The organism is Aeromicrobium sp. Leaf245, from assembly GCF_942548115.1.
Lineage (GTDB): Bacteria > Actinomycetota > Actinomycetes > Propionibacteriales > Nocardioidaceae > Aeromicrobium.
In genome coordinates this window covers 656,754-673,349 of the sequence record NZ_OW824151.1, presented here as the reverse complement: position 1 = coordinate 673,349, position 16,596 = coordinate 656,754, and the positions used below count along the sequence as shown (strand labels likewise).

At 72.0% G+C, this 16,596-nt stretch carries 16 protein-coding genes and 1 pseudogene; 4 read left to right on the top strand and 13 right to left on the bottom strand.

Annotation, left to right across the window (positions count from 1 at the left end; genetic code table 11):
• Nucleotides 1-169 precede the first annotated feature (169 nt).
• Nucleotides 170-2,236, top strand: a complete 2,067-nt coding sequence (locus tag NBW76_RS03310; RefSeq protein WP_056556531.1) for an Ig-like domain-containing protein — start codon at nucleotides 170-172, stop codon at nucleotides 2,234-2,236.
• The gene (locus NBW76_RS03305) at nucleotides 2,226-2,888 is read left to right on the top strand and encodes a GNAT family N-acetyltransferase (RefSeq protein WP_156364884.1); all 663 of its coding nucleotides are present in this window, start codon (nucleotides 2,226-2,228) and stop codon (nucleotides 2,886-2,888) included. Before NBW76_RS03310 ends, NBW76_RS03305 begins: the two co-directional genes overlap by 11 nt.
• 50 nt (nucleotides 2,889-2,938) lie before the next feature.
• Here the strand turns inward: NBW76_RS03305 and NBW76_RS03300 are convergent, their stop codons facing one another.
• The 13 genes and pseudogenes from NBW76_RS03300 to NBW76_RS03240 all read right to left on the bottom strand — a co-directional run.
• Nucleotides 2,939-3,829 (bottom strand): NAD(+)/NADH kinase, encoded by an 891-nt coding sequence (locus tag NBW76_RS03300; protein WP_056556537.1) that lies wholly within the window; start codon nucleotides 3,827-3,829, stop codon nucleotides 2,939-2,941.
• A complete protein-coding gene (locus NBW76_RS03295) occupies nucleotides 3,826-4,857 on the bottom strand; it encodes an SPFH domain-containing protein (protein ID WP_056556540.1) in 1,032 nt (343 codons plus the stop codon). The genes NBW76_RS03300 and NBW76_RS03295 overlap by 4 nt, the downstream gene beginning before the upstream one ends.
• A gap of 72 nt (nucleotides 4,858-4,929) precedes the next feature.
• Nucleotides 4,930-5,436, bottom strand: a complete 507-nt coding sequence (locus NBW76_RS03290) for a hypothetical protein (protein WP_056556543.1) — start codon at nucleotides 5,434-5,436, stop codon at nucleotides 4,930-4,932.
• On the bottom strand, nucleotides 5,433-6,047 hold the full coding sequence (locus NBW76_RS03285; protein WP_055962929.1) for a hypothetical protein: 615 nt from the start codon (nucleotides 6,045-6,047) through the stop codon (nucleotides 5,433-5,435). The genes NBW76_RS03290 and NBW76_RS03285 overlap by 4 nt, the downstream gene beginning before the upstream one ends.
• On the bottom strand, nucleotides 6,044-7,234 hold the full coding sequence (locus NBW76_RS03280) for an MlaD family protein (protein ID WP_056556546.1): 1,191 nt from the start codon (nucleotides 7,232-7,234) through the stop codon (nucleotides 6,044-6,046). Before NBW76_RS03280 ends, NBW76_RS03285 begins: the two co-directional genes overlap by 4 nt.
• The gene (locus tag NBW76_RS03275) at nucleotides 7,234-8,532 is read right to left on the bottom strand and encodes an MCE family protein (protein WP_082482050.1); all 1,299 of its coding nucleotides are present in this window, start codon (nucleotides 8,530-8,532) and stop codon (nucleotides 7,234-7,236) included. Before NBW76_RS03275 ends, NBW76_RS03280 begins: the two co-directional genes overlap by 1 nt.
• Before the next feature lie 11 nt (nucleotides 8,533-8,543).
• Nucleotides 8,544-9,545, bottom strand: coding sequence for an MCE family protein (locus tag NBW76_RS03270; RefSeq protein ID WP_055962922.1), 1,002 nt, complete (start codon nucleotides 9,543-9,545; stop codon nucleotides 8,544-8,546).
• Nucleotides 9,542-10,579 carry an MCE family protein gene (locus NBW76_RS03265; RefSeq protein ID WP_055962918.1) on the bottom strand — a complete coding sequence of 346 codons (1,038 nt, stop codon included), beginning with the start codon at nucleotides 10,577-10,579 and terminating at the stop codon, nucleotides 9,542-9,544. Before NBW76_RS03265 ends, NBW76_RS03270 begins: the two co-directional genes overlap by 4 nt.
• Nucleotides 10,576-11,589 (bottom strand): MCE family protein, encoded by a 1,014-nt coding sequence (locus NBW76_RS03260; RefSeq protein ID WP_055962914.1) that lies wholly within the window; start codon nucleotides 11,587-11,589, stop codon nucleotides 10,576-10,578. Before NBW76_RS03260 ends, NBW76_RS03265 begins: the two co-directional genes overlap by 4 nt.
• A complete protein-coding gene (locus NBW76_RS03255) occupies nucleotides 11,586-12,887 on the bottom strand; it encodes an MCE family protein (RefSeq protein ID WP_156364885.1) in 1,302 nt (433 codons plus the stop codon). Before NBW76_RS03255 ends, NBW76_RS03260 begins: the two co-directional genes overlap by 4 nt.
• Nucleotides 12,884-13,792 (bottom strand): ABC transporter permease, encoded by a 909-nt coding sequence (locus tag NBW76_RS03250; RefSeq protein ID WP_082480360.1) that lies wholly within the window; start codon nucleotides 13,790-13,792, stop codon nucleotides 12,884-12,886. The genes NBW76_RS03255 and NBW76_RS03250 overlap by 4 nt, the downstream gene beginning before the upstream one ends.
• A 1-nt stretch (nucleotide 13,793) precedes the next feature.
• Nucleotides 13,794-14,543 carry an ABC transporter permease gene (locus NBW76_RS03245; protein WP_082480430.1) on the bottom strand — a complete coding sequence of 250 codons (750 nt, stop codon included), beginning with the start codon at nucleotides 14,541-14,543 and terminating at the stop codon, nucleotides 13,794-13,796.
• A 414-nt stretch (nucleotides 14,544-14,957) separates the two neighbouring features.
• Nucleotides 14,958-15,554, bottom strand: a pseudogene (locus tag NBW76_RS03240) (ABC transporter ATP-binding protein); the annotation flags it as partial.
• Between the two features lie 304 nt (nucleotides 15,555-15,858).
• Between NBW76_RS03240 and NBW76_RS03235 the strand changes: the two are divergent.
• Both NBW76_RS03235 and NBW76_RS03230 read left to right on the top strand, forming a co-directional pair.
• Nucleotides 15,859-16,188 carry a hypothetical protein gene (locus NBW76_RS03235; RefSeq protein ID WP_056556552.1) on the top strand — a complete coding sequence of 110 codons (330 nt, stop codon included), beginning with the start codon at nucleotides 15,859-15,861 and terminating at the stop codon, nucleotides 16,186-16,188.
• A 69-nt stretch (nucleotides 16,189-16,257) separates the two neighbouring features.
• Nucleotides 16,258-16,470, top strand: a complete 213-nt coding sequence (locus NBW76_RS03230; protein WP_055962904.1) for a helix-turn-helix domain-containing protein — start codon at nucleotides 16,258-16,260, stop codon at nucleotides 16,468-16,470.
• The last annotated feature ends 126 nt before the right edge of the window (nucleotides 16,471-16,596 follow it).

Genomic DNA, 16,596 nt, shown 5'->3' with positions numbered 1-16,596 from the left:
GTACCAAGAGTTCGCCCCGACGTGCGTGGCGTGCGACTCGAGTCCAGGGGCGAGTCGCGCGCCGGCCGGTCCGGTGAATTCTTCTCGTTCGCCGGACTGGGGCCAAACTTGCGCATAGGCTCCTCACGCCCGCCGATCGTCGGGCACCTCTCGACATCCAGGGGCCCCCTTGTCCAGCTCGCCGCGTCCTGCCCTGCACCTGTTCGGCCGCATCGGGGTGACCGCGGTCGCCGCGTTCGCCACGGTCGCCACCTCCGCGCCTGCGGCTCTGGCCGCCGAGGGCGACCTGGCCCCGGAGACCTCGGAGCCGACGTCGACGTCCGAGCCGGCCGACGCGGCGCCGACCTCCGACTCGACCGCGCCGGAGAGCACCGAACCCGCCGGCGACACCGAGTCGACCCCGCCCCCGGCGGACGAGACCCCCGACGAGACCCCGGACGCCCCGGCCGAGCCCGCCCCGAGCGAGCAGGACACGGACGGGACCGAGGCCGATCCCGCGCCGAGCGCCGCTGCGGAGGGTGAGGCGGAGGGCGAGGCCGACATCGAGGCCGCCGACGAGCTCGGCTCCCAGCAGATCGCCATCACGATGGCCCTGAAGGCGGGCGACTTCTACCCCGACGACGTGGGCAGCCAGTACGTGTACGTCGCCATCTACCAGGGCGACGAGTACCTGCGCTCCGCCAACTGCAGCGCTCCTGTCGAGACCGTCGAGGCCGGCACCGAGGTCGCCTGCCTGAACGAGTCGGACGCATCACCCACCGTCGAGCTCGGCCCCGGCGAACGGGCCGTGATCGAGTACTACGACGGGACCCAGTACCGGAACGTCTACGTCGATCCGTGCCTCGCGTCGGAGTGCTCCGCCGATCCCGTGGCCGTGGACCTCGTGCGCGAGGGACCCGCACCGTCCGCGCCGAACCGGTCCTTCTCCGCCCGTCCGGGAGAGCCCGTCACGTTCGACGTGCTCGCCTTCGACCCCATCGACGACCCCGACACGACCGTGTCCATCGCCTCTGCGCCCCTGCACGGCACCGTGCGGGTCACCGACGACGGCCTCCAGCGGCTGGTCTACACGGCGGCCGAGGACTACGCGGGAACCGACACCCTCACCTACACCCTGACGAACAGCAACGGCAGCTCGACCGGCACGGTCAACATGACCGTCGCCGAGGACGCCGTGACCCCGAGCTTCGGGAGCCGCAAGTACCGCATCGGCACCCAGGTGGCGAGCGGCGCCTTCGTCCCCGAGGGCACCACCACCGCGGGCAGCACGATCACCATCACCACCTACCCCGCCGGCGGTGGCTCACCCGAGGTCGAGACGTGCACGACCTCGACCGGGTCGACCGGGCCGATCTTCCCGCCCGACGGGCCGTTCTTCCCGCCGCTCGGGCTCGCCGCGGCGGCCGAGGGCCCCACCGGCCTCAGCTCGTGCCCTGGCGACATCACCGGGATCGGGTCGTTCCTGCGCCTCTACACCGCCCCTCCCGGCGCCCGCGTCGAGATCACGCAGTCGGCCGTCCCCGACGGCCAGGCGCTGCTGCCCGACCCGCGCACGGTCGTCATCGAGCCGTGCGACCTGAACCTGACGCCCGGGTGCGACACCGAGGAAGTCACCCTCACGGCGACCGGCTCCATCCTTCCGGTCACGCGCCCCGACACGGCCACCGCCGAGCAGGGCGGCCCCGCCATCGAGGTGGACGTCCTGGCCAACGACGACAGCGAGGACCCGGACACCGGTCTCGAGGTCACCCCGCTGACCGAGGGCCGCGGCACGGTCGAGGTCGTGGGCGCGGCCGAGACGCCCGTGCCCGAGCCGACCGAGGGGGTCGGCACCCTGGCCGTCCCCTCCGCCGGCACGCTGCGCCTGCGCTACACCCCGCCCACCGGCTTCAGCGGCACCGTCCCCGTGCAGTACACGGTGACGAACTCCAACGGATCGACGACGGGGACGTTGACGATCACGGTCGAGGCGGCAGACCCCGTGGACCCGGTCGATCCCGGCGATCCCGGCACCGACGACGGTGACTCCGGTGACACCGGCGATGGCGACTCCGACGTCGCGCCGGCCTCCGCCTCGAGCGGCACGCGAGGCAGCACCGCCGCACAGGTCAGGACGCTCCCGGCCACCGGTGGTCCTGATGCGGCCCTCGCGCCCCTGGGTGCCCTGCTGGTCGCTGCCGGTGCCGCCGCACTGACCCGGGCCCGCCGCCGACCTGCCGCCTCGCGTGGCCGCTGAGGGGCCGCCACCGGGTGAGCCGGCATGGCCGTACTGGTACGTCCGTGCACTCGGACCGGGCTCTGCGCCGCTGTGGTCCGCCGTGCTGCAGTCGGGGCGGCACGGCGACGGGACGCGCCTCGCGCTGCCGGAGGACGAGGCGCTCGCCGAGATCGAGGGTGAGCCGCTCGTCGCGAGGGCCCAGCACGGTCCCGCCGGGACGGTCGTAGCCATCGAGGTCACCGCGGAGGCCGCACCCAAGGCACCTCCGCTGTGGTTCGCCGAGCTCCGTGAGCCGAGCAGCGAGCCGCCCGCCACGGTCCTGCTCGCCTTCACCGGCCACGGCGTCGCACCCGGCAGCCTCCTCGACCGACAGGCTCTCCGCCAGGTCGACGTGACGAGCGAGGACCAGCTCGGCGCCTACCGCTGGTACCCGTCGTCGGGCTTCGTCGACCAGATCTACGTGACGCCTCGGTGGCGACGTCGCAGCATCGGGACGGCTCTCGTCGCCGCCGCCTCGAGCGTGGTGCTCGCACGCGAGTTGCCGCGCATGTGGAGCGACGGCCAGCGGACGGCGGACGGCGACCGGATGCGGGCCGCCTCGCGCTGGACCGACCGGACGGACGATCTCACCCACCTGATGCCGCCGATGACCCCGTTCGACGAACGCTGACGACAGCGGTCGCACATCCTCCTGCGCGAGGGTCCTGTGGTCGGCCGCGCTCAGACGACGAGACGCAGCCGTCGCGACGACCGGCCGACCGTGAGCCGCTGGCCGAACGACAGCGTCACCGCATCGGCCTCGATGCCGTCGCCGAAGCACACCAGCGCGTCCGACTCGACCGTGACGACGAGCGATCCCTCCGCCTCGAGGACACCCTCGGTCACCGTGACCCCCGTGGCCGGCGACGGCCACGCCTCCCGGACGAACCAGCACAGCCTGGCGTCGGTCGCCGCCGGCAGGTCGAGCGGGCTGCGGCGCTCCTCCCACGCCGAGCGCAGCCAGCCGGTGGCCCCCGTCCCGGTGCCGACGAGGATGCCCGACGACGACTGCCGCTCCACCTGGTCGCCGCACTGCAGCACGTAGCGCGCCGACTGGTGGCCGGCGTGCCCGACGAACACCTCGTTGAGGGCCGAGATCATCTGTCCGTCGTCGGTCCGGGCCTGCACCATCGTGCGCTCCTGGACCTGCCGGTCCGCGCGCGCCAGGGCCGCCAGCACGGTCACGACGTCCTCGGGCCGGTGCGGGACGAGGACACCAGGGTTCCAGGCGGGTTCGGGGTTGACGCCCACGACCGGCTGCCCGTCGAGGTACTTGGCCGCGTTCGCCACGAGCCCGTCCTGGCCGACGGCGACCACGACGTCCTCGGGACCGAACACGAAGCGGTCGAGCTCGCTGCGCTCCACCTCCGCACGCCGCCAGTGCAGCGGGATGGCGGCCGAGACGGCCGAGCGCGCCCGGGCGAGGGCCTCGTGACGGTGCTCCACCTCGACGATGTCGCGGTCGCGGGAGGCCAGGAAGAAGGCCGCCTGCTCACGTGTGGCGTGACGTGCCACGAGCTCGTCGAGCTCGGACCGCCGGTGGACGACGACGGCCCTGGGCCGCAGCGTCACGCCGGACCGGGCTCCTCGGCCACCACCCGGTCGTCGCGGTCACCGAGCCGGTCCAGCAGCGGCGCGAGCAGCTCGGGCGTGACGGTCAGGTGGGTGAGCGGCGGCAGGTTGCCCGCGAGCTCACGCGCGGCGATCGCGAGGATCCGACCCTGGTCGATCTGCGCGTACGACGCGAACGCGGCGGACTCCGCCTCGGCCCGCGCCTCGCCCACCGTGCGCTCCTGGTCGGCCTCGGCACGGGCGAGGACGCCCTGGCGCTCGGCCTGGGCGGCCGCCGTGATGCGGTCGGACTCGGCCTGCTCGGTGGCGCGCCTGCGCTCGTTCTGCCCGCGCTGGGCCACGAGCTCCTCCTCGCGGCGGGCCAGCTCGATCTGGTTGGTCAGCTCGTTCTCGGCGATCGCGCGCTCCTTCTCCACCGCCATGGCGCGCCGCTCGAAGGTGGCTCGGTCGGCCTGCTGCTGCACCGCCTCGCGGGTGGGCGTCTGGAGGGCGCGCTCCAGGTCGGCCTCCGCACGGATGGCGACGACGCGGACGTCGGTGACCGCCAGGCCGCGCTCGACGAGGCGCTGGTCGCCGGCCAGCTCGTCGGCCACGCGCTGACGCACCGGGGAGATGCCGTGCGAGAGCGCGTCGGTCAGCGAGGTGCTCGCGAGGTGGTCGAGCGCCGGCTGCTGCGCCAGCTCGGTGAGCAGACCGCCCAGGCGCTCGAGGGGTCGCGCGTTCCATGCGCCGGTGCGCGGATCGATGCCGAAGTCGATGCGGGTCGCGGCCACGGCCGGGTCGACCACGCGGTAGGTCACCGTCGCCTGCACCGAGACCACCTGGAAGTCATTGGTCCGGGCGGTGAACTGCAGCGCCTGCTCGCGGTCGTCGAGCGGCACCTCGGCGAGCGCGGCGGTGCTCGGACGGAACCAGAAGGAGATGCCGGCTCCGGACTTCGTCGGTCGTCCCCCGCTCAGCTTGAGCACGAACGACGTCGGGTCCGACCTCAGGTGGTTCAGGAACGGACGTCGGGTGATGTCGGCCATGGGTGCCCCTCGCTGTCGGCTCGACTCGGCCCGCTCAGTCTGCCGCACCCGGTCCTGGGCGATGCTCCCGGTTCAGAGGGGGCGCAGGCTGGTGACCTGCCAGGACCCGGAGTCCGACCTCTTCGCCGTGACGGCGAGCTGGGCGGCCGACACGTTCGCCTGGTCCTCGCCGGCCCGACGGCTCGACTGGTCGACGTAGACGAGCAGGCTCGCCCGGTCCCCCTCGAGCTCGGTGACCCCGGCGGCGCTGACCTTGGCGGTGAGCACCAGCTTCTGCCCCGGCGCCTGCTCCTGCAGGGCGGCGAAGAGCGTCGCGTACTCGCTGCGCGCCTTGCCCGCGAGCATGGTCCTCGCCGACTCCTCCGTCGGCGTCGGGTCGGCGTGGTCGTAGGTGAGCACCCGCTCGAGCGCGACCGCGACCTGCGACTGGACCTCCGTCGTGCCCTTCTCGTCGACGAGGGCGGCGTTGTCCCCCGCCGGGCCCGACGTCAGGTCGACGTACTGCCACCACCCGACACCGCCCGCCACGAGCGCGAGGACGGCCACGGCGACCACGACGATCCGCTGTGCGCCCCTCATGAGACGTCCACCGCGAGCTGCTGGAGGTCGCTGACCTTCCACGTGCCGCCGGAGCGCTGGAGCGTGGCGGTGAAGCGGTTGCGCTTGACGACCGGCTCGGCGTCGACGTCCGCGCCGTCGCGGACGGTGGTCTCGACCGACGCGATGACCTCGGCGGTGGCACCGTCGACGTCGAGCACCGCTGCCTCCACCACGCGACCCTTCGAGATCTTGCGCTGGTCGGCGAGCAGCTCGCGGTCCTTGGCGTCCAGCCCGGCGAACTGGTCGTGGAGCGTGCCGGTGGTGACGGCCTTCCAGCCGTCGAGGCCGGCCTGGACGTCGCGGTAGTCGAGGCTGTTGAGGGTGGCGACGTCGCTCGTGGTCGCGATCAGCACCGCGTCCCGCGTGCGCGCCAGCTGCAGGTCCTCGCTGTGCGCGGCGGTCCACCACGCCACCGACCCGCTCAGCGCGACGACCAGGCCCAGCGCCACCAGCACCCAGCCGAGGACCCACGGCTCCCGCTTCTGCGCCCCCGGTGCCGGCGGGCCGGCCTCGTCCGGTGGCACGGCGTCGTCCGTCATCGACTGCTCCCCCACGTCCTCGCGCTCGGCGAGCGCGTCCTTCGTGCTCATCGTGCACCACCCATCAGGTCGGACAGCGAGTCGGCCATGCGGACGTCGGCCGTGACGGCCGGGCCGTCGGGTGCGGTCGCCACCGACGCCTGGCGTCGGGGCGCGCCCTTCGGTCCGCGGACGTTGGAGGCCTTCGCCGACGAGCGGCACCCGGCCTGCAGGTTGAACGAGGAGCCACCCGACGTCTGCGACCCGGGCCGCGGCGTGGTGCCCCCGTAGCCGGTGGTGCACGGCAGCGGCGAGAAGTACGACTGCGAGAGCGCGAGGTTGATCCCCCGCGAGCCGGTGACGGTCCATCCGATGCTGAACGCCTTGGGCGCGGTCACCAGCGCGTCCTGGACGCCCCCGGCGTTGATGCCGAACACCTGCGCGGGGGTCACCAGGTTGGCGAGCACGACTCCGAGCGGTCGGCCGACCTCCTGGAACAGCACGTCGATCTCGCGAGCCGCGGCGGGCGTGTTGTCGATGAGCCGACGCAGGTCCCCGTCGGAGGACTCGAGCGTGGAGGCGATGGTGGCGAGGTCCGCGCTGAACGAGCGGATGCTCTGCGACGACGCCTCCTGCGTGCGGAGCACCCGGTCGGAGTTCTCGATCAGGCCCCGCGTGGCGACGAAGTTCCGGTCGGCCGCCGCCTGGAACTCCTGCGAGCTCTCCAGCAGCGAGCCGAAGTCGAGCGCGACGCCCTGGGAGGCCTCGTAGCCCTCGTCGATCACCGACGTGAGCGCCTCCTCGGGCACGGAGGACACGAACTTCTCCCCGGACCGCAGCACCCGGTCGATGCCCGGAGGCTGGGACTCCTCGCCCGCCGACAGCCGGTCGCCGTCCGCCAGGGCGGCTCCCCCGGTGGTCCCGCCCTGCAGGTCCACGTACTGCTCGCCGATGGCGGAGCGGTTGACGACCTTGGGCGCGGCGTCGGCCGGGATGCGCGGGGCGTCGCCGTCGAAGGACATCGTGATGCGCACGCCCTCGTCGGTGGCCTCAAGGCTGTCGACGCGGCCGACGGGCACTCCTCGGTAGGTGACCTGGCCGTTCTCGAAGGCGCCTCCGGCGGAGGGCAGGGCCGCCGTCACGGTGAAGCCGGTGGAGAACGGGTTGATGCCCACGTACGTGGCGCCGAGGTAGGAGGTGGCGACCAGCCCGAGGACCACGAAGGCCACGATCTGGGCTCTGATGCGTCCGGTCAGCATCACTGCTCACCCTCTCGAGGAGTCGTGGTCGGTTCGACCGAGGGCGACGGGGAGGGCGACGGGCTCGGCGAGCCGTCGGGGGTGGGCACCGTGGCGCTCGGCACGGGGATCGTCGGTGCGGGTGACCCCGGGGCCGGGGAGGACGTGGGCGGCAGCAGGCTCGGCGGCACGTCCTGCTCGTCCTCGGCCGCCTCGAGCCGCTCCTCCAGCAACGCCTTCGGATCGAGTCCCTTGCGACGCGCGCCGCTCATCGGGTCGTCCGGGTAGTTCGGGTCCTGGACCTGCGCCCAGGCGCACCCCGCCGCCTCGCAGCCCGCGGGCAGGGTCCGGAAGTTCGTCTCGATGAAGGCGTTCACGTAGTCGCCCTCGATGGCCCCCATGACCGAGTCCGGGAAGGGGTACGTCAGCAGGATCTCGAGCGACTCCGGGAGGTCGCGCCCGGCACGCGCCAGGTTCTCGAGGATCGGGTCGAGCGCCTTCAGGTCGGCGACGATGTCGTCCTGGGAGGCGTCCAGCGTCTTGACCGTCACCGTCGAGAGCCGGTCGAGGGCCGACAGCATGGCCACGAGGTCCTCGCGCTGGTCGACGAGCACCTGCATGCCGGGTGACAGTCCTTCGAGGGCCGAGACGATCTTGTCCTGGTCGGCCTCCAGGTTCTCCGACAACCGGGCGAGCCCGTCGATGGCCGCGGTGATCGACTCCTTGCGGTCGTCGAGCGTGGTGACGAACGTGTCCATCTCCCGGAGGAACCCCCTGATCTCCTCCGGACGACCCGTCGACACCTCCTGCAGCTCGCGAGAGATCTCCTGGAACTGGCCGATGCCGCCACCGTTGAGCACCATCGACAGCGACCCGAGCACCTGCTCGACCTCCGCCGCCTGGGACGTGTCGGCCAGACCGAGCCGGGTTCCGTCGGCGATCGGCCGACCGGCCTGCGGCGTCTGCGGCCGGACCAGGGCGACGTACTTCTCGCCGAGCAGCGACGTCTGCTGCAGACGGGCGACCGTGCCGGCCGGCAGCTGCGCGTCCCGGTTGACGAGCAGGGTCACCCGCGCGCTGCGTCCGTCCGGGTTGAGCCGGATGCGGTCGACGCGGCCGACGGCCACGTCGTCGACCTTGACGCTGGACTGGGGCACGAGGTCGAGCACGTCGTCGAAGTCGGCCGTGATGCGGATCGGCTTGGAGCCGACGTCGGCGCCGCCGGGCAGGGGCGTGTCGTAGACCCCGCCGCCGAGCACGCCACAGCCGGACAGCGCGGCGAGACCGGCCACCACTGCGGCCACCAGCAGGCGCCTCATCGGCCCGCCCCTCATCGGTTCACCTCCGGGAGCAGGGCGGGCGCGTCGCCGCCGTCCTTCCAGATCGAGGCCTCGTTGAGGTTGCCGCGACCGGTGAGCGCCTTGAGGTCCGGGTCGTACGCCCGCAGGAAGTTCTGCAGGACGAGCGGGACCAGCCGGACGGTCTCCTCCAACGCCTCGCGCTGGTTGACGAGCACCCGGGTCGGACCCTGCAGGTTCTCGACGCTGGTCCTCAGCGCGCCGCGGTTGTCGCGGATGAAGTCGTCGACCAGGGCGAGCGCCTCACCGAGGTTGTCGATCGCTCCTGCCAGGTCCCCGCTGCTGTCGGCCAGGTAGTCGTTGACCTCGGCGAACTGCCGGTTCACGTCGGCCACGGCGTCGTCGTTCTCCACGAGCATGTCGTTGAACTCCCTGACGTTCGAGATCGTGGCGAACAGGTCGTCGCTGGAGTCCGCGAGGGTTCCCGAGGCGTCGCCGAAGTCGCCGATCAGCTGGTTGATCTTGACGCCCTGGCCCCGCAGGTTGCGGTCGGCCACGTCGAGGAAGCGCGACAGCGCGCCGTCGCGGTTGGCGCCGTCGGGACCGAGCTTCTCGCTCACGTCGGTGAGGCTCGCGTAGAGGTCGTCGATCTCGACCGGCACCGCGGTGCGCTCCATCGGCAGCACGGCGCCGTCCTCCAGCGTCGGGCCGCTCGTGTGCGGCTTCGTCAGCTGCACGAAGCGGTCGGACACCAGCGTCGGCGCCACGATGACCGCGGCCGTGTCGGCGGCCGCGGCCTGGCCCGGGTCGAGGCGCATGGTCACGGTCACGCCGGCGGGCCCGGGCGCGACGTCGGTGACCGTGCCGACCGGCACGCCGAGCATCTGCACGTCGGAGCCGGCGTAGAGACCCACGCTGGACTCGAACACGGCCTGCACGGTCGTGCGGTCGCGCGCAGCGGTCGCACGCCAGCCGACGACCGCCACGACGGCGAGCGCGGCCACGAGGGCGATGACGAGGCTCCGGCGTCTCACTGGCCCCCTCCCTTCTTCGGTGCGCAGTCACGGGCCACGTCGTTGCGCAGCTCGGGTGCGCCGCTGGCATCGAACAGTCCGCAGATGTAGGCGTCGACCCACGGACCGTTGCCGGTCGCCGACGCGAGCGTGCGGTAGTACGGACCGAGGCGCCGCAAGGAGGCCTCGAGCTTGCTCTGGTTGGCCTGGAGGATCTCGGCCACGTCGTCGAGCTTGGCGAGGGCCGGCCGCAGCTGCTCCTCGTTGTCGCGCACCAGGCCGGTGAGCTGGGTGCCCAGCCGCTCGGTGCCGTCGAGCAGCGCCTGCACCGTCTCGCGACGGGACGCGAGCTCCTCGAGCAGGCTGCTGCCGTCCTGCAGGAGCTTCGCGAACTCGGCGTTGCGGTCCTTGAGGGTGCCGCTGACCTCACGCGTGGAGGCCAGCAGCGCGGCGAGCTCGTCGTCGCGCTTGGCCACGACGCGCGAGAGGTCGGTCAGCCCGGCGACGGACTCGCGCACCGCCTTCGGCGTGTCCTCGAAGGTGTCGGACAGGACGTCGAGGCTGGTCTCGAGCTGGGCGGTGTCGATCTCGCCGATCGTGTCGGAGAGGTCGGAGAACGCCGCGTTGACGTCGTACGGCGTGCTCGTGCGCTGCAACGGGATGGGCCCGTCGATCTCGCCGGCCCCGAGCGGGTCGACGGCCAGGAACTTCTGGCCCAGCGTGGTCTTGACCTTGATGGCCGCCCGCGACTGCGGTCCGACCCGAACGTCCTTGGCCCGGAAGGTCACGACCACCGTGTCGCCGTCGAGCTCCAGCCCCGTCACCTCGCCGACCTTGACCCCGGCCACGCGGACCTCGTTGCCCGGCTTGAGCCCACCGGCCTCGGCGAACTGCGCCTGGTAGGTGCTTCCGCCGCCGATGATCGGCAGGGCCTGGGCGTTGAAGGCGAGCAGGAAGACGATCGCCATGGTCAGCAGCCCGACGACGGCGATCACGACGCGGTTGCGCTCCGCGAACGCCGTCGGGAAGCGGGGAGCCTTGCGTGTCCGGGTCATGCGGTGCACCTCTTCGCGACGGGCTGGGCACCGAGGTCGCCGAAGTAGCCCTCGGGACGCGGGATGACACCCGTGATCTCGCACTCGTAGAAGTTGATCCAGGACCCGTAGGACGCCGTGCGTCCGATGCGGTCGAGCTTGCCCGGCAGGGTGTCGAAGAAGCGGTTCAGCACGTCCTCGGCGTCCGCCAGCTCTCCGGACAGCGAGCCGAGCGAGGCGATGGAGTCCTTGAGCGGTCGGCGCCCCTCCTCCAGGAGGTCGGCGACGCTGCTCGTGAGCCGGCCCATGCCGTCGAGGGTGTCGCCGATGGTCTCGCGGTCCTCGGCGAGACCCGAGACGAGCTGCTGCAGCGTGATGATGGTCCGGTCGAGCTCGTCGGACCGCCCGTTCACCGTGGTGAGCACCGACGTGAGGTTGTCGATCAGCTCGCCGATGACCTGGTCCTTCTCGGCCAGGGTCGACGTGAGGCTGGCCGTGCTGGAGAGCAGCCCCTCGACGGTGGCGCCCTCGCCCTGGAACACGGCGATGATCTGCCCGCTGAGGGCGTTGACGTCCTTCGGGTCGAGGAACTGCATGAGCGGCTGGAAGCCGTTGAACAGCATGGTCAGGTCGAGGGCCGGCCGCGTCTCCTCCAGGCCGAACGTGTGACCGGTCGGCAGCGTGTCGGTGTCCGCGACCTCCGGCGGCTCGAGCGAGATGTACCGCTGGCCGACGAGGTTGCGGAAGCGCAGCTGGGCGGTGGTCCCACGGGGCAGCCGCACGGCGTCCTGCACGGTGAACTCGACCCCGGCCACGCGGTTGTCGTGCACGGCCACCTCGGTCACCGTGCCGACCTTCACCCCGGCCATGCGGATGTCGTCGCCGCGGTTCAGGCTCGTGGCGTCGGAGAACAGCGCCGTGTAGCTGCTCGACGAGCCGGGCGTCGAGTTGCGGATGGTCCCGGCCAGCGCCACGGTCGCGAGCACGGTGACGACCGTGAACACCAGGCTCTTGAGGACGAGCGTCTTCATCGCAGCTCCACCTTCGTGCCGCGCAGCGTCGGACCGACGAGCAGGCTCGCCCAGCGCGGGTAGTCCTGGGGGCTCATGCCCTGGCTCGGCGCGACCAGCTCGGCGATCAGCTGGTTCTCGGCCGGCGAGTTCGCCTCGCCCAGGCCCGCCGACGCCACCGCGGACCCGCGCGGGTCGTAGGCGGGCGGCTGGATCGCCTCGGGCTCGGACCTCGTGGTCGCGGACGACGCCCGCGCGGTGGCTCCGGTGGGGACGTAGGGGCACGACGGCTTGCCACCGCCGCTGAACGACGGGGTGTCGCGCCCGGGCCGGTAGCCGCTGCGCGGCGGGCTGACGTTGAGCACCACCTTCAGACCGGGCTGGTCCGTGCCCTTGCCGAGCACCCGGTCCATCCGCGGGATGAACTGCCGGGCCGACCGCAGCAGGCACGGGAACGTGCGCGCGTAGGGCGCCGCGGCCTCGAGCGCCTTGCGACTGTCCTCGGCCAGGATCTCGATGGTGCTCGCGTTGCCGGCCACCCAGCCCCGGCTCTCGTCGGCCGACGCGATGACCCGCTCGTACACCTCGGTGAGCGCCTGGCCCTTGGCCACCAGGGTGCCCGACGTGGTCGTGAGGTCGTCGAGTGCCGTGAGCAGGTCGGGAGCGGCGTCGGCATAGGTCTCGGCCACGGTGCCGAGCCGGTCGAGGTCCTCGGCCAGCAGCGGCACGCTGGGCTGGAGCCGCTGCACGTACTCGCCCCACGCCTGGAGCGTGTCGCCCAGCTCGCCACCGCGGCCGCGCAGCATCGTCGCGAGCTCGTTGAGGGTGGACTGCAGCTTCTCGGGCTGGATGGACTGCAGCAGCGGGAGCAGCTCGTCGAGCACCTTCTGCAGCTCGATCGCCTCCGCCGACGCGTCCTGCTCGATGACCGCACCCGCCTGCAGGTGGCCGCCTGCCGGGGCCGTGGTCTGCAGCTCGACGTAGCGCTCGCCGAACAACGTCTTGGGCAGCAGCCGGCCGGTGGTGTCGGGCGCCAGCCGCTCCAGGACCTCGGGCTGGAGCGCGAGCGTGAGGACGGCTCCGTCGTCGGCCGTGGTGATCTTCGAGACCTCGCCCACCGGGACGCCGTGCAGCTTCACGTCCGATCCCTTCTGCAGGGCGTTGCCGATCGCGTCGGTGCGCAGCTCGACGTCGGAGCGCGGCACGAACGCCCTGTTGTAGGCGAGCACCGCGCCCCCGACGAGCGCCACGACGACGAGCCCGTAGCCCAGGCCGAGCAGCACGTCGACCCAGCGCGGGGCGCCTCGGCGCGCGCTCATCCAGCGATCCGCACGGTCGTGGTGGTGCCCCACAGGGCCATCGACAGCACGAGGTCGAGCACCGCGACGGTGACGATGCTGCGGCGCACCGCCGTGCCGACCGCGATGCCGACGCCGGCGGGCCCGCCCTGCGCCATGAACCCGAGCCGGCAGTGGATGAGGATGATGAGGACGGCGAAGACCAGCACCTTGGCGAACGACAGCAGGATGTCGATCGGCGGCAGGAACAGCGAGAAGTAGTGGTCGTACGTGCCGGCCGACTGCCCGTACAGGTGGACGGTGACCATCCGGGCGCCGAAGTACGACGTGAGCAGGCCGATCACGTACAGCGGGATGATCGCGACGAAGCCGGCGACCACGCGGGTGGTGACGAGGTAGGGCACGCTCGGCACCGCCATGACCGTGAGGGCGTCGACCTCCTCGTTGATCTTCATGGCACCCAGCTGCGCCGTGAAGCCCGAGCCGACCGTGGCCGACAGCGCGAGCGCGGCCACGAGCGGCGCGATCTCGCGGGTGTTGAAGTAGGCGGAGATGAAGCCGTTCAGGGCCGACGTGCCGATCTGGTCGAGGGCCGCGTAGCCCTGCATGCCGACCACGCTGCCGACGAAGAGCGTCATGCCGAGCATCACACCGATGGTGCCGCCGATGACCGCGAGGGCCCCCGAGCCGAAGCTGACCTCCGACAGCAGCCGGAGGATGTCGCGCGGGTAGCGCCGGACGGTGGCCGGGATCCAGGCCAGCACGCGACCGTAGAAGCGCAGCTCGGCGCCGGCCGCGGCGACGGCGTCGATCGGCCGGTCCCACCAGCGGGCGGGTCGGTCGTCGATGCCGAGCTCCTCGGGCGTCGGCTCGGGCCGGGGCGTGCGCCCTCCGGCTCCGGGCCCCTGGGGCGGTGCGACCGTCATGTCAGGCTCCCTTGCCCGGGACGAGCTGCAGGTACAGCGTGGTGATCACGAAGTTGACGAAGAACAGCAGCAGGAACGTGATGACCACCGACTGGTTCACCGAGTCGCCCACGCCCTTCGGGCCGGGAGCGGTGTTGAGCCCCCGGTGGCAGGCCACGATGCCGGCGATGAAGCCGAACACCACGGCCTTGAGCTCGCCGACCCACAGGTCGGAGATCTGCGCCAGCGCGGTGAAGCTGGACAGGTAGGCGCCGGGCGTGCCGCCCTGCACCATGACGTTGAAGACGTAGCCGCCGACGACGCCGACGACCGACACCAGGCCGTTGAGCAGGATCGCGGCGCCGATGCAAGCGAGCACGCGCGGCACCACGAGGCGTTGCACGGGGTTCACGCCGATCACCCGCATCGCGTCGATCTCGTCGCGGATGCGGCGCGAGCCGAGGTCGGCGCAGATGGCTGCACCACCCGCCCCGGCGATCACGAGGCTCGTGACGATCGGAGCCGCCTGCTGGACGACCGCGAGCACGCTCGCCGCACCCGTGAACGACTGGGCACCGACCTGCACCGTGAGCGTGCCGAGCTGGAGGGCGATGACCGCCCCGAACGGGATGGCGACGAGGATCGCGGGGATCCACGAGACGCTCACGACGAACCAGAACTGCTCGAGCGCCTCGCGCGCGGCGAAGGGCCGGCGGAACGTGGCGCGGGTGGTGTCGAGGGCGAGGGCGAAGACGTCGCCGGTGGCGGTCAGCGACCGCGCGACGGCACCTGACGTCGGGTTCGGCGGGACTCGGTGGGTGTCGTCGTCGTCGGCCACGTAGAGCGGTGCGTTGCCCGCGCTGACCCGCTCACGGTGGCGTACGGAGCTGGGTCGAGCACCCCCCGAGCGGGGCTCGAGCTGGCGGGGCAGCACCTCGATCGCGCGGGCTCCGCCGTGGCGCAGGGGGCCACCCGCGCCGTAGTCCACGGGCTCGTCGAAGAGGTCGATCGTGCGGTGGTCGTTCTCCTCGCTCATGCCGATCGGACCCTCTGGGTCGCCGCTCATGAACTGGCTGACGACCGGGTGGTCGGTGAGCAGGAACTCCTCGCGCGGACCGAACATGACGAGCTCGCGGCGGTAGAGCATGCCGAGGTTGTCGGGCAGCGTGCGCGCCAGCTCGATGTTGTGGGTGACCACGAGCATCGTGGCGTCGGTTGCGGTGTTCACGTCGACGAGCAGCTGGGCGAGGTTGGAGGTGCGCACCGGGTCGAGGCCGGAGTCGGGCTCGTCGATGAGGATGATCTCGGGGTCGGTCACGAGCGCGCGGGCCAGGCCGGCCCGCTTCTTCATGCCGCCGGAGATCTCGCCGGGCACCTTGTGCTCGGTACCGAGCAGGCCCACCATGTCGAGCCGGTCGAGGACGACCTGGCGGATCTCCTCCTCGCTCATGCGGGTGTGCTCGCGCAGCGGGAAGGCGACGTTGTCGTACACGTTCATCGAGCCGAAGAGCGCACCGTCCTGGAACAGCACGCCGAACTTCTTGCGCAGCTCGAGGCGGTGGGCCTCCTTGACCGACACCATGTCGACGCCGTCGATCAGCACCTCGCCGCGCTCGGGGTCCACGATGCCCATGAGGGACTTGAGGAAGACGGACTTGCCGGTTCCCGAGGGGCCGAGCAGCGCGGTGATCTCCCCCGGCGGCAACGTGAGGGTGACGTCGTGCCAGATGTTCTGGCGCCCGAAGGACTTCGTCAGTCCCCGCACCTCGACGCTTCCGCCCATGCTCTTCGCCCCTCCGTCGTCCTGCAGGCCCGACGCATCCTGGGTGCGTCACGACCGTGGCCGACCGTAGGTGTGTCGCAGGCCACGCCGCCAGGCCCAGGGCCACAGAGCGTGCCTGCCGGTCATTTCTTGTCAGCCGCGTGACAACTTTCGGCGGGCCCGCGCCGCGGCGGCCCGCGAGACGTCGCACCGCTACCGATGAGTCGCACCCTGGAGCCGGGCACGAGCGCACGACCCGTGTCCGGAGCGCGCCCTAGCGTGGGCTGGACACCCCTTTCCGGGCGCAACGACGAAGGGACCCTGCATGGACGGTGACCACGCCCGACCCCGCTGGCTGCACGAGCCGTGCCCGTCCTGGTGCACCTCGACGCACCGGGAGGACGACGCACCGGAGGATCGTCACCACGAGGGCACGCCCCACTACCTGCCCGTCGTGATCGGCGTGCGGGAGCAGGGCAGTGCCCGACCGCGTCCGCAGACCACCGACCTGCTGGTCGTGCGCACCCGTCGCTGCGGGGAGCCCGAGGAGTGGGTCTTCGTCGGCGAGCCCGACCAGCAGCGTCAGCACCTGGTGCTCGCCCCGGACAGTGCGCGACGGGTCGCGACGGCGCTCCAGGCCCAGCTCGACCGGTGACCGGAGGGACCGCCGGATGCTACTCATCGGTCTGTCGACCGATGAGTCGCACTGCGCCACGCTGCACGCGTGAGCCAGCCACTGCAGCAGATCCTCGGCCAGCGCCTGCGCCGGCACCGTGAGTCCCTCGGCCTGAGCCAGGAGAAGTTCGCCGAGCAGCTCGGCTACCACCGCACCTACCTCGGATCGGTCGAGCGCGGCGAGCGGAACCTGACGCTCGTCAGCCTCGAGCACCTGGCCGCGCGCCTCGACGTCGACCCGTTGGACCTGCTGCGCCCCTGACCTGACTCTCCGACCTGCGCAGGAAGTTGTTACCCGCGTCACAAGTTCCCGATCGATTCCATGGCGGCGGTCCGTCGAGCCTGGACTCCACGCGACGCCTGCTCCTTGACTGTGCTCGAGGGAACG

Bases quoted from the DNA above. Each gene is read 5' to 3' on its own strand.
- NBW76_RS03295 (WP_056556540.1), bottom strand. From the start codon at position 4,857: ATGGCCGACATCACCCGACGTCCGTTCCTGAACCACCTGAGGTCGGAC.
- NBW76_RS03290 (WP_056556543.1), bottom strand. From the start codon at position 5,436: ATGAGGGGCGCACAGCGGATCGTCGTGGTCGCCGTGGCCGTCCTCGCG.
- NBW76_RS03285 (WP_055962929.1), bottom strand. From the start codon at position 6,047: ATGAGCACGAAGGACGCGCTCGCCGAGCGCGAGGACGTGGGGGAGCAG.
- NBW76_RS03280 (WP_056556546.1), bottom strand. From the start codon at position 7,234: ATGCTGACCGGACGCATCAGAGCCCAGATCGTGGCCTTCGTGGTCCTC.
- NBW76_RS03275 (WP_082482050.1), bottom strand. From the start codon at position 8,532: ATGAGGCGCCTGCTGGTGGCCGCAGTGGTGGCCGGTCTCGCCGCGCTG.
- NBW76_RS03265 (WP_055962918.1), bottom strand. From the start codon at position 10,579: ATGACCCGGACACGCAAGGCTCCCCGCTTCCCGACGGCGTTCGCGGAG.
- NBW76_RS03260 (WP_055962914.1), bottom strand. From the start codon at position 11,589: ATGAAGACGCTCGTCCTCAAGAGCCTGGTGTTCACGGTCGTCACCGTG.
- NBW76_RS03255 (WP_156364885.1), bottom strand. From the start codon at position 12,887: ATGAGCGCGCGCCGAGGCGCCCCGCGCTGGGTCGACGTGCTGCTCGGC.
- NBW76_RS03250 (WP_082480360.1), bottom strand. From the start codon at position 13,792: ATGACGGTCGCACCGCCCCAGGGGCCCGGAGCCGGAGGGCGCACGCCC.
- NBW76_RS03235 (WP_056556552.1), top strand. From the start codon at position 15,859: ATGGACGGTGACCACGCCCGACCCCGCTGGCTGCACGAGCCGTGCCCG.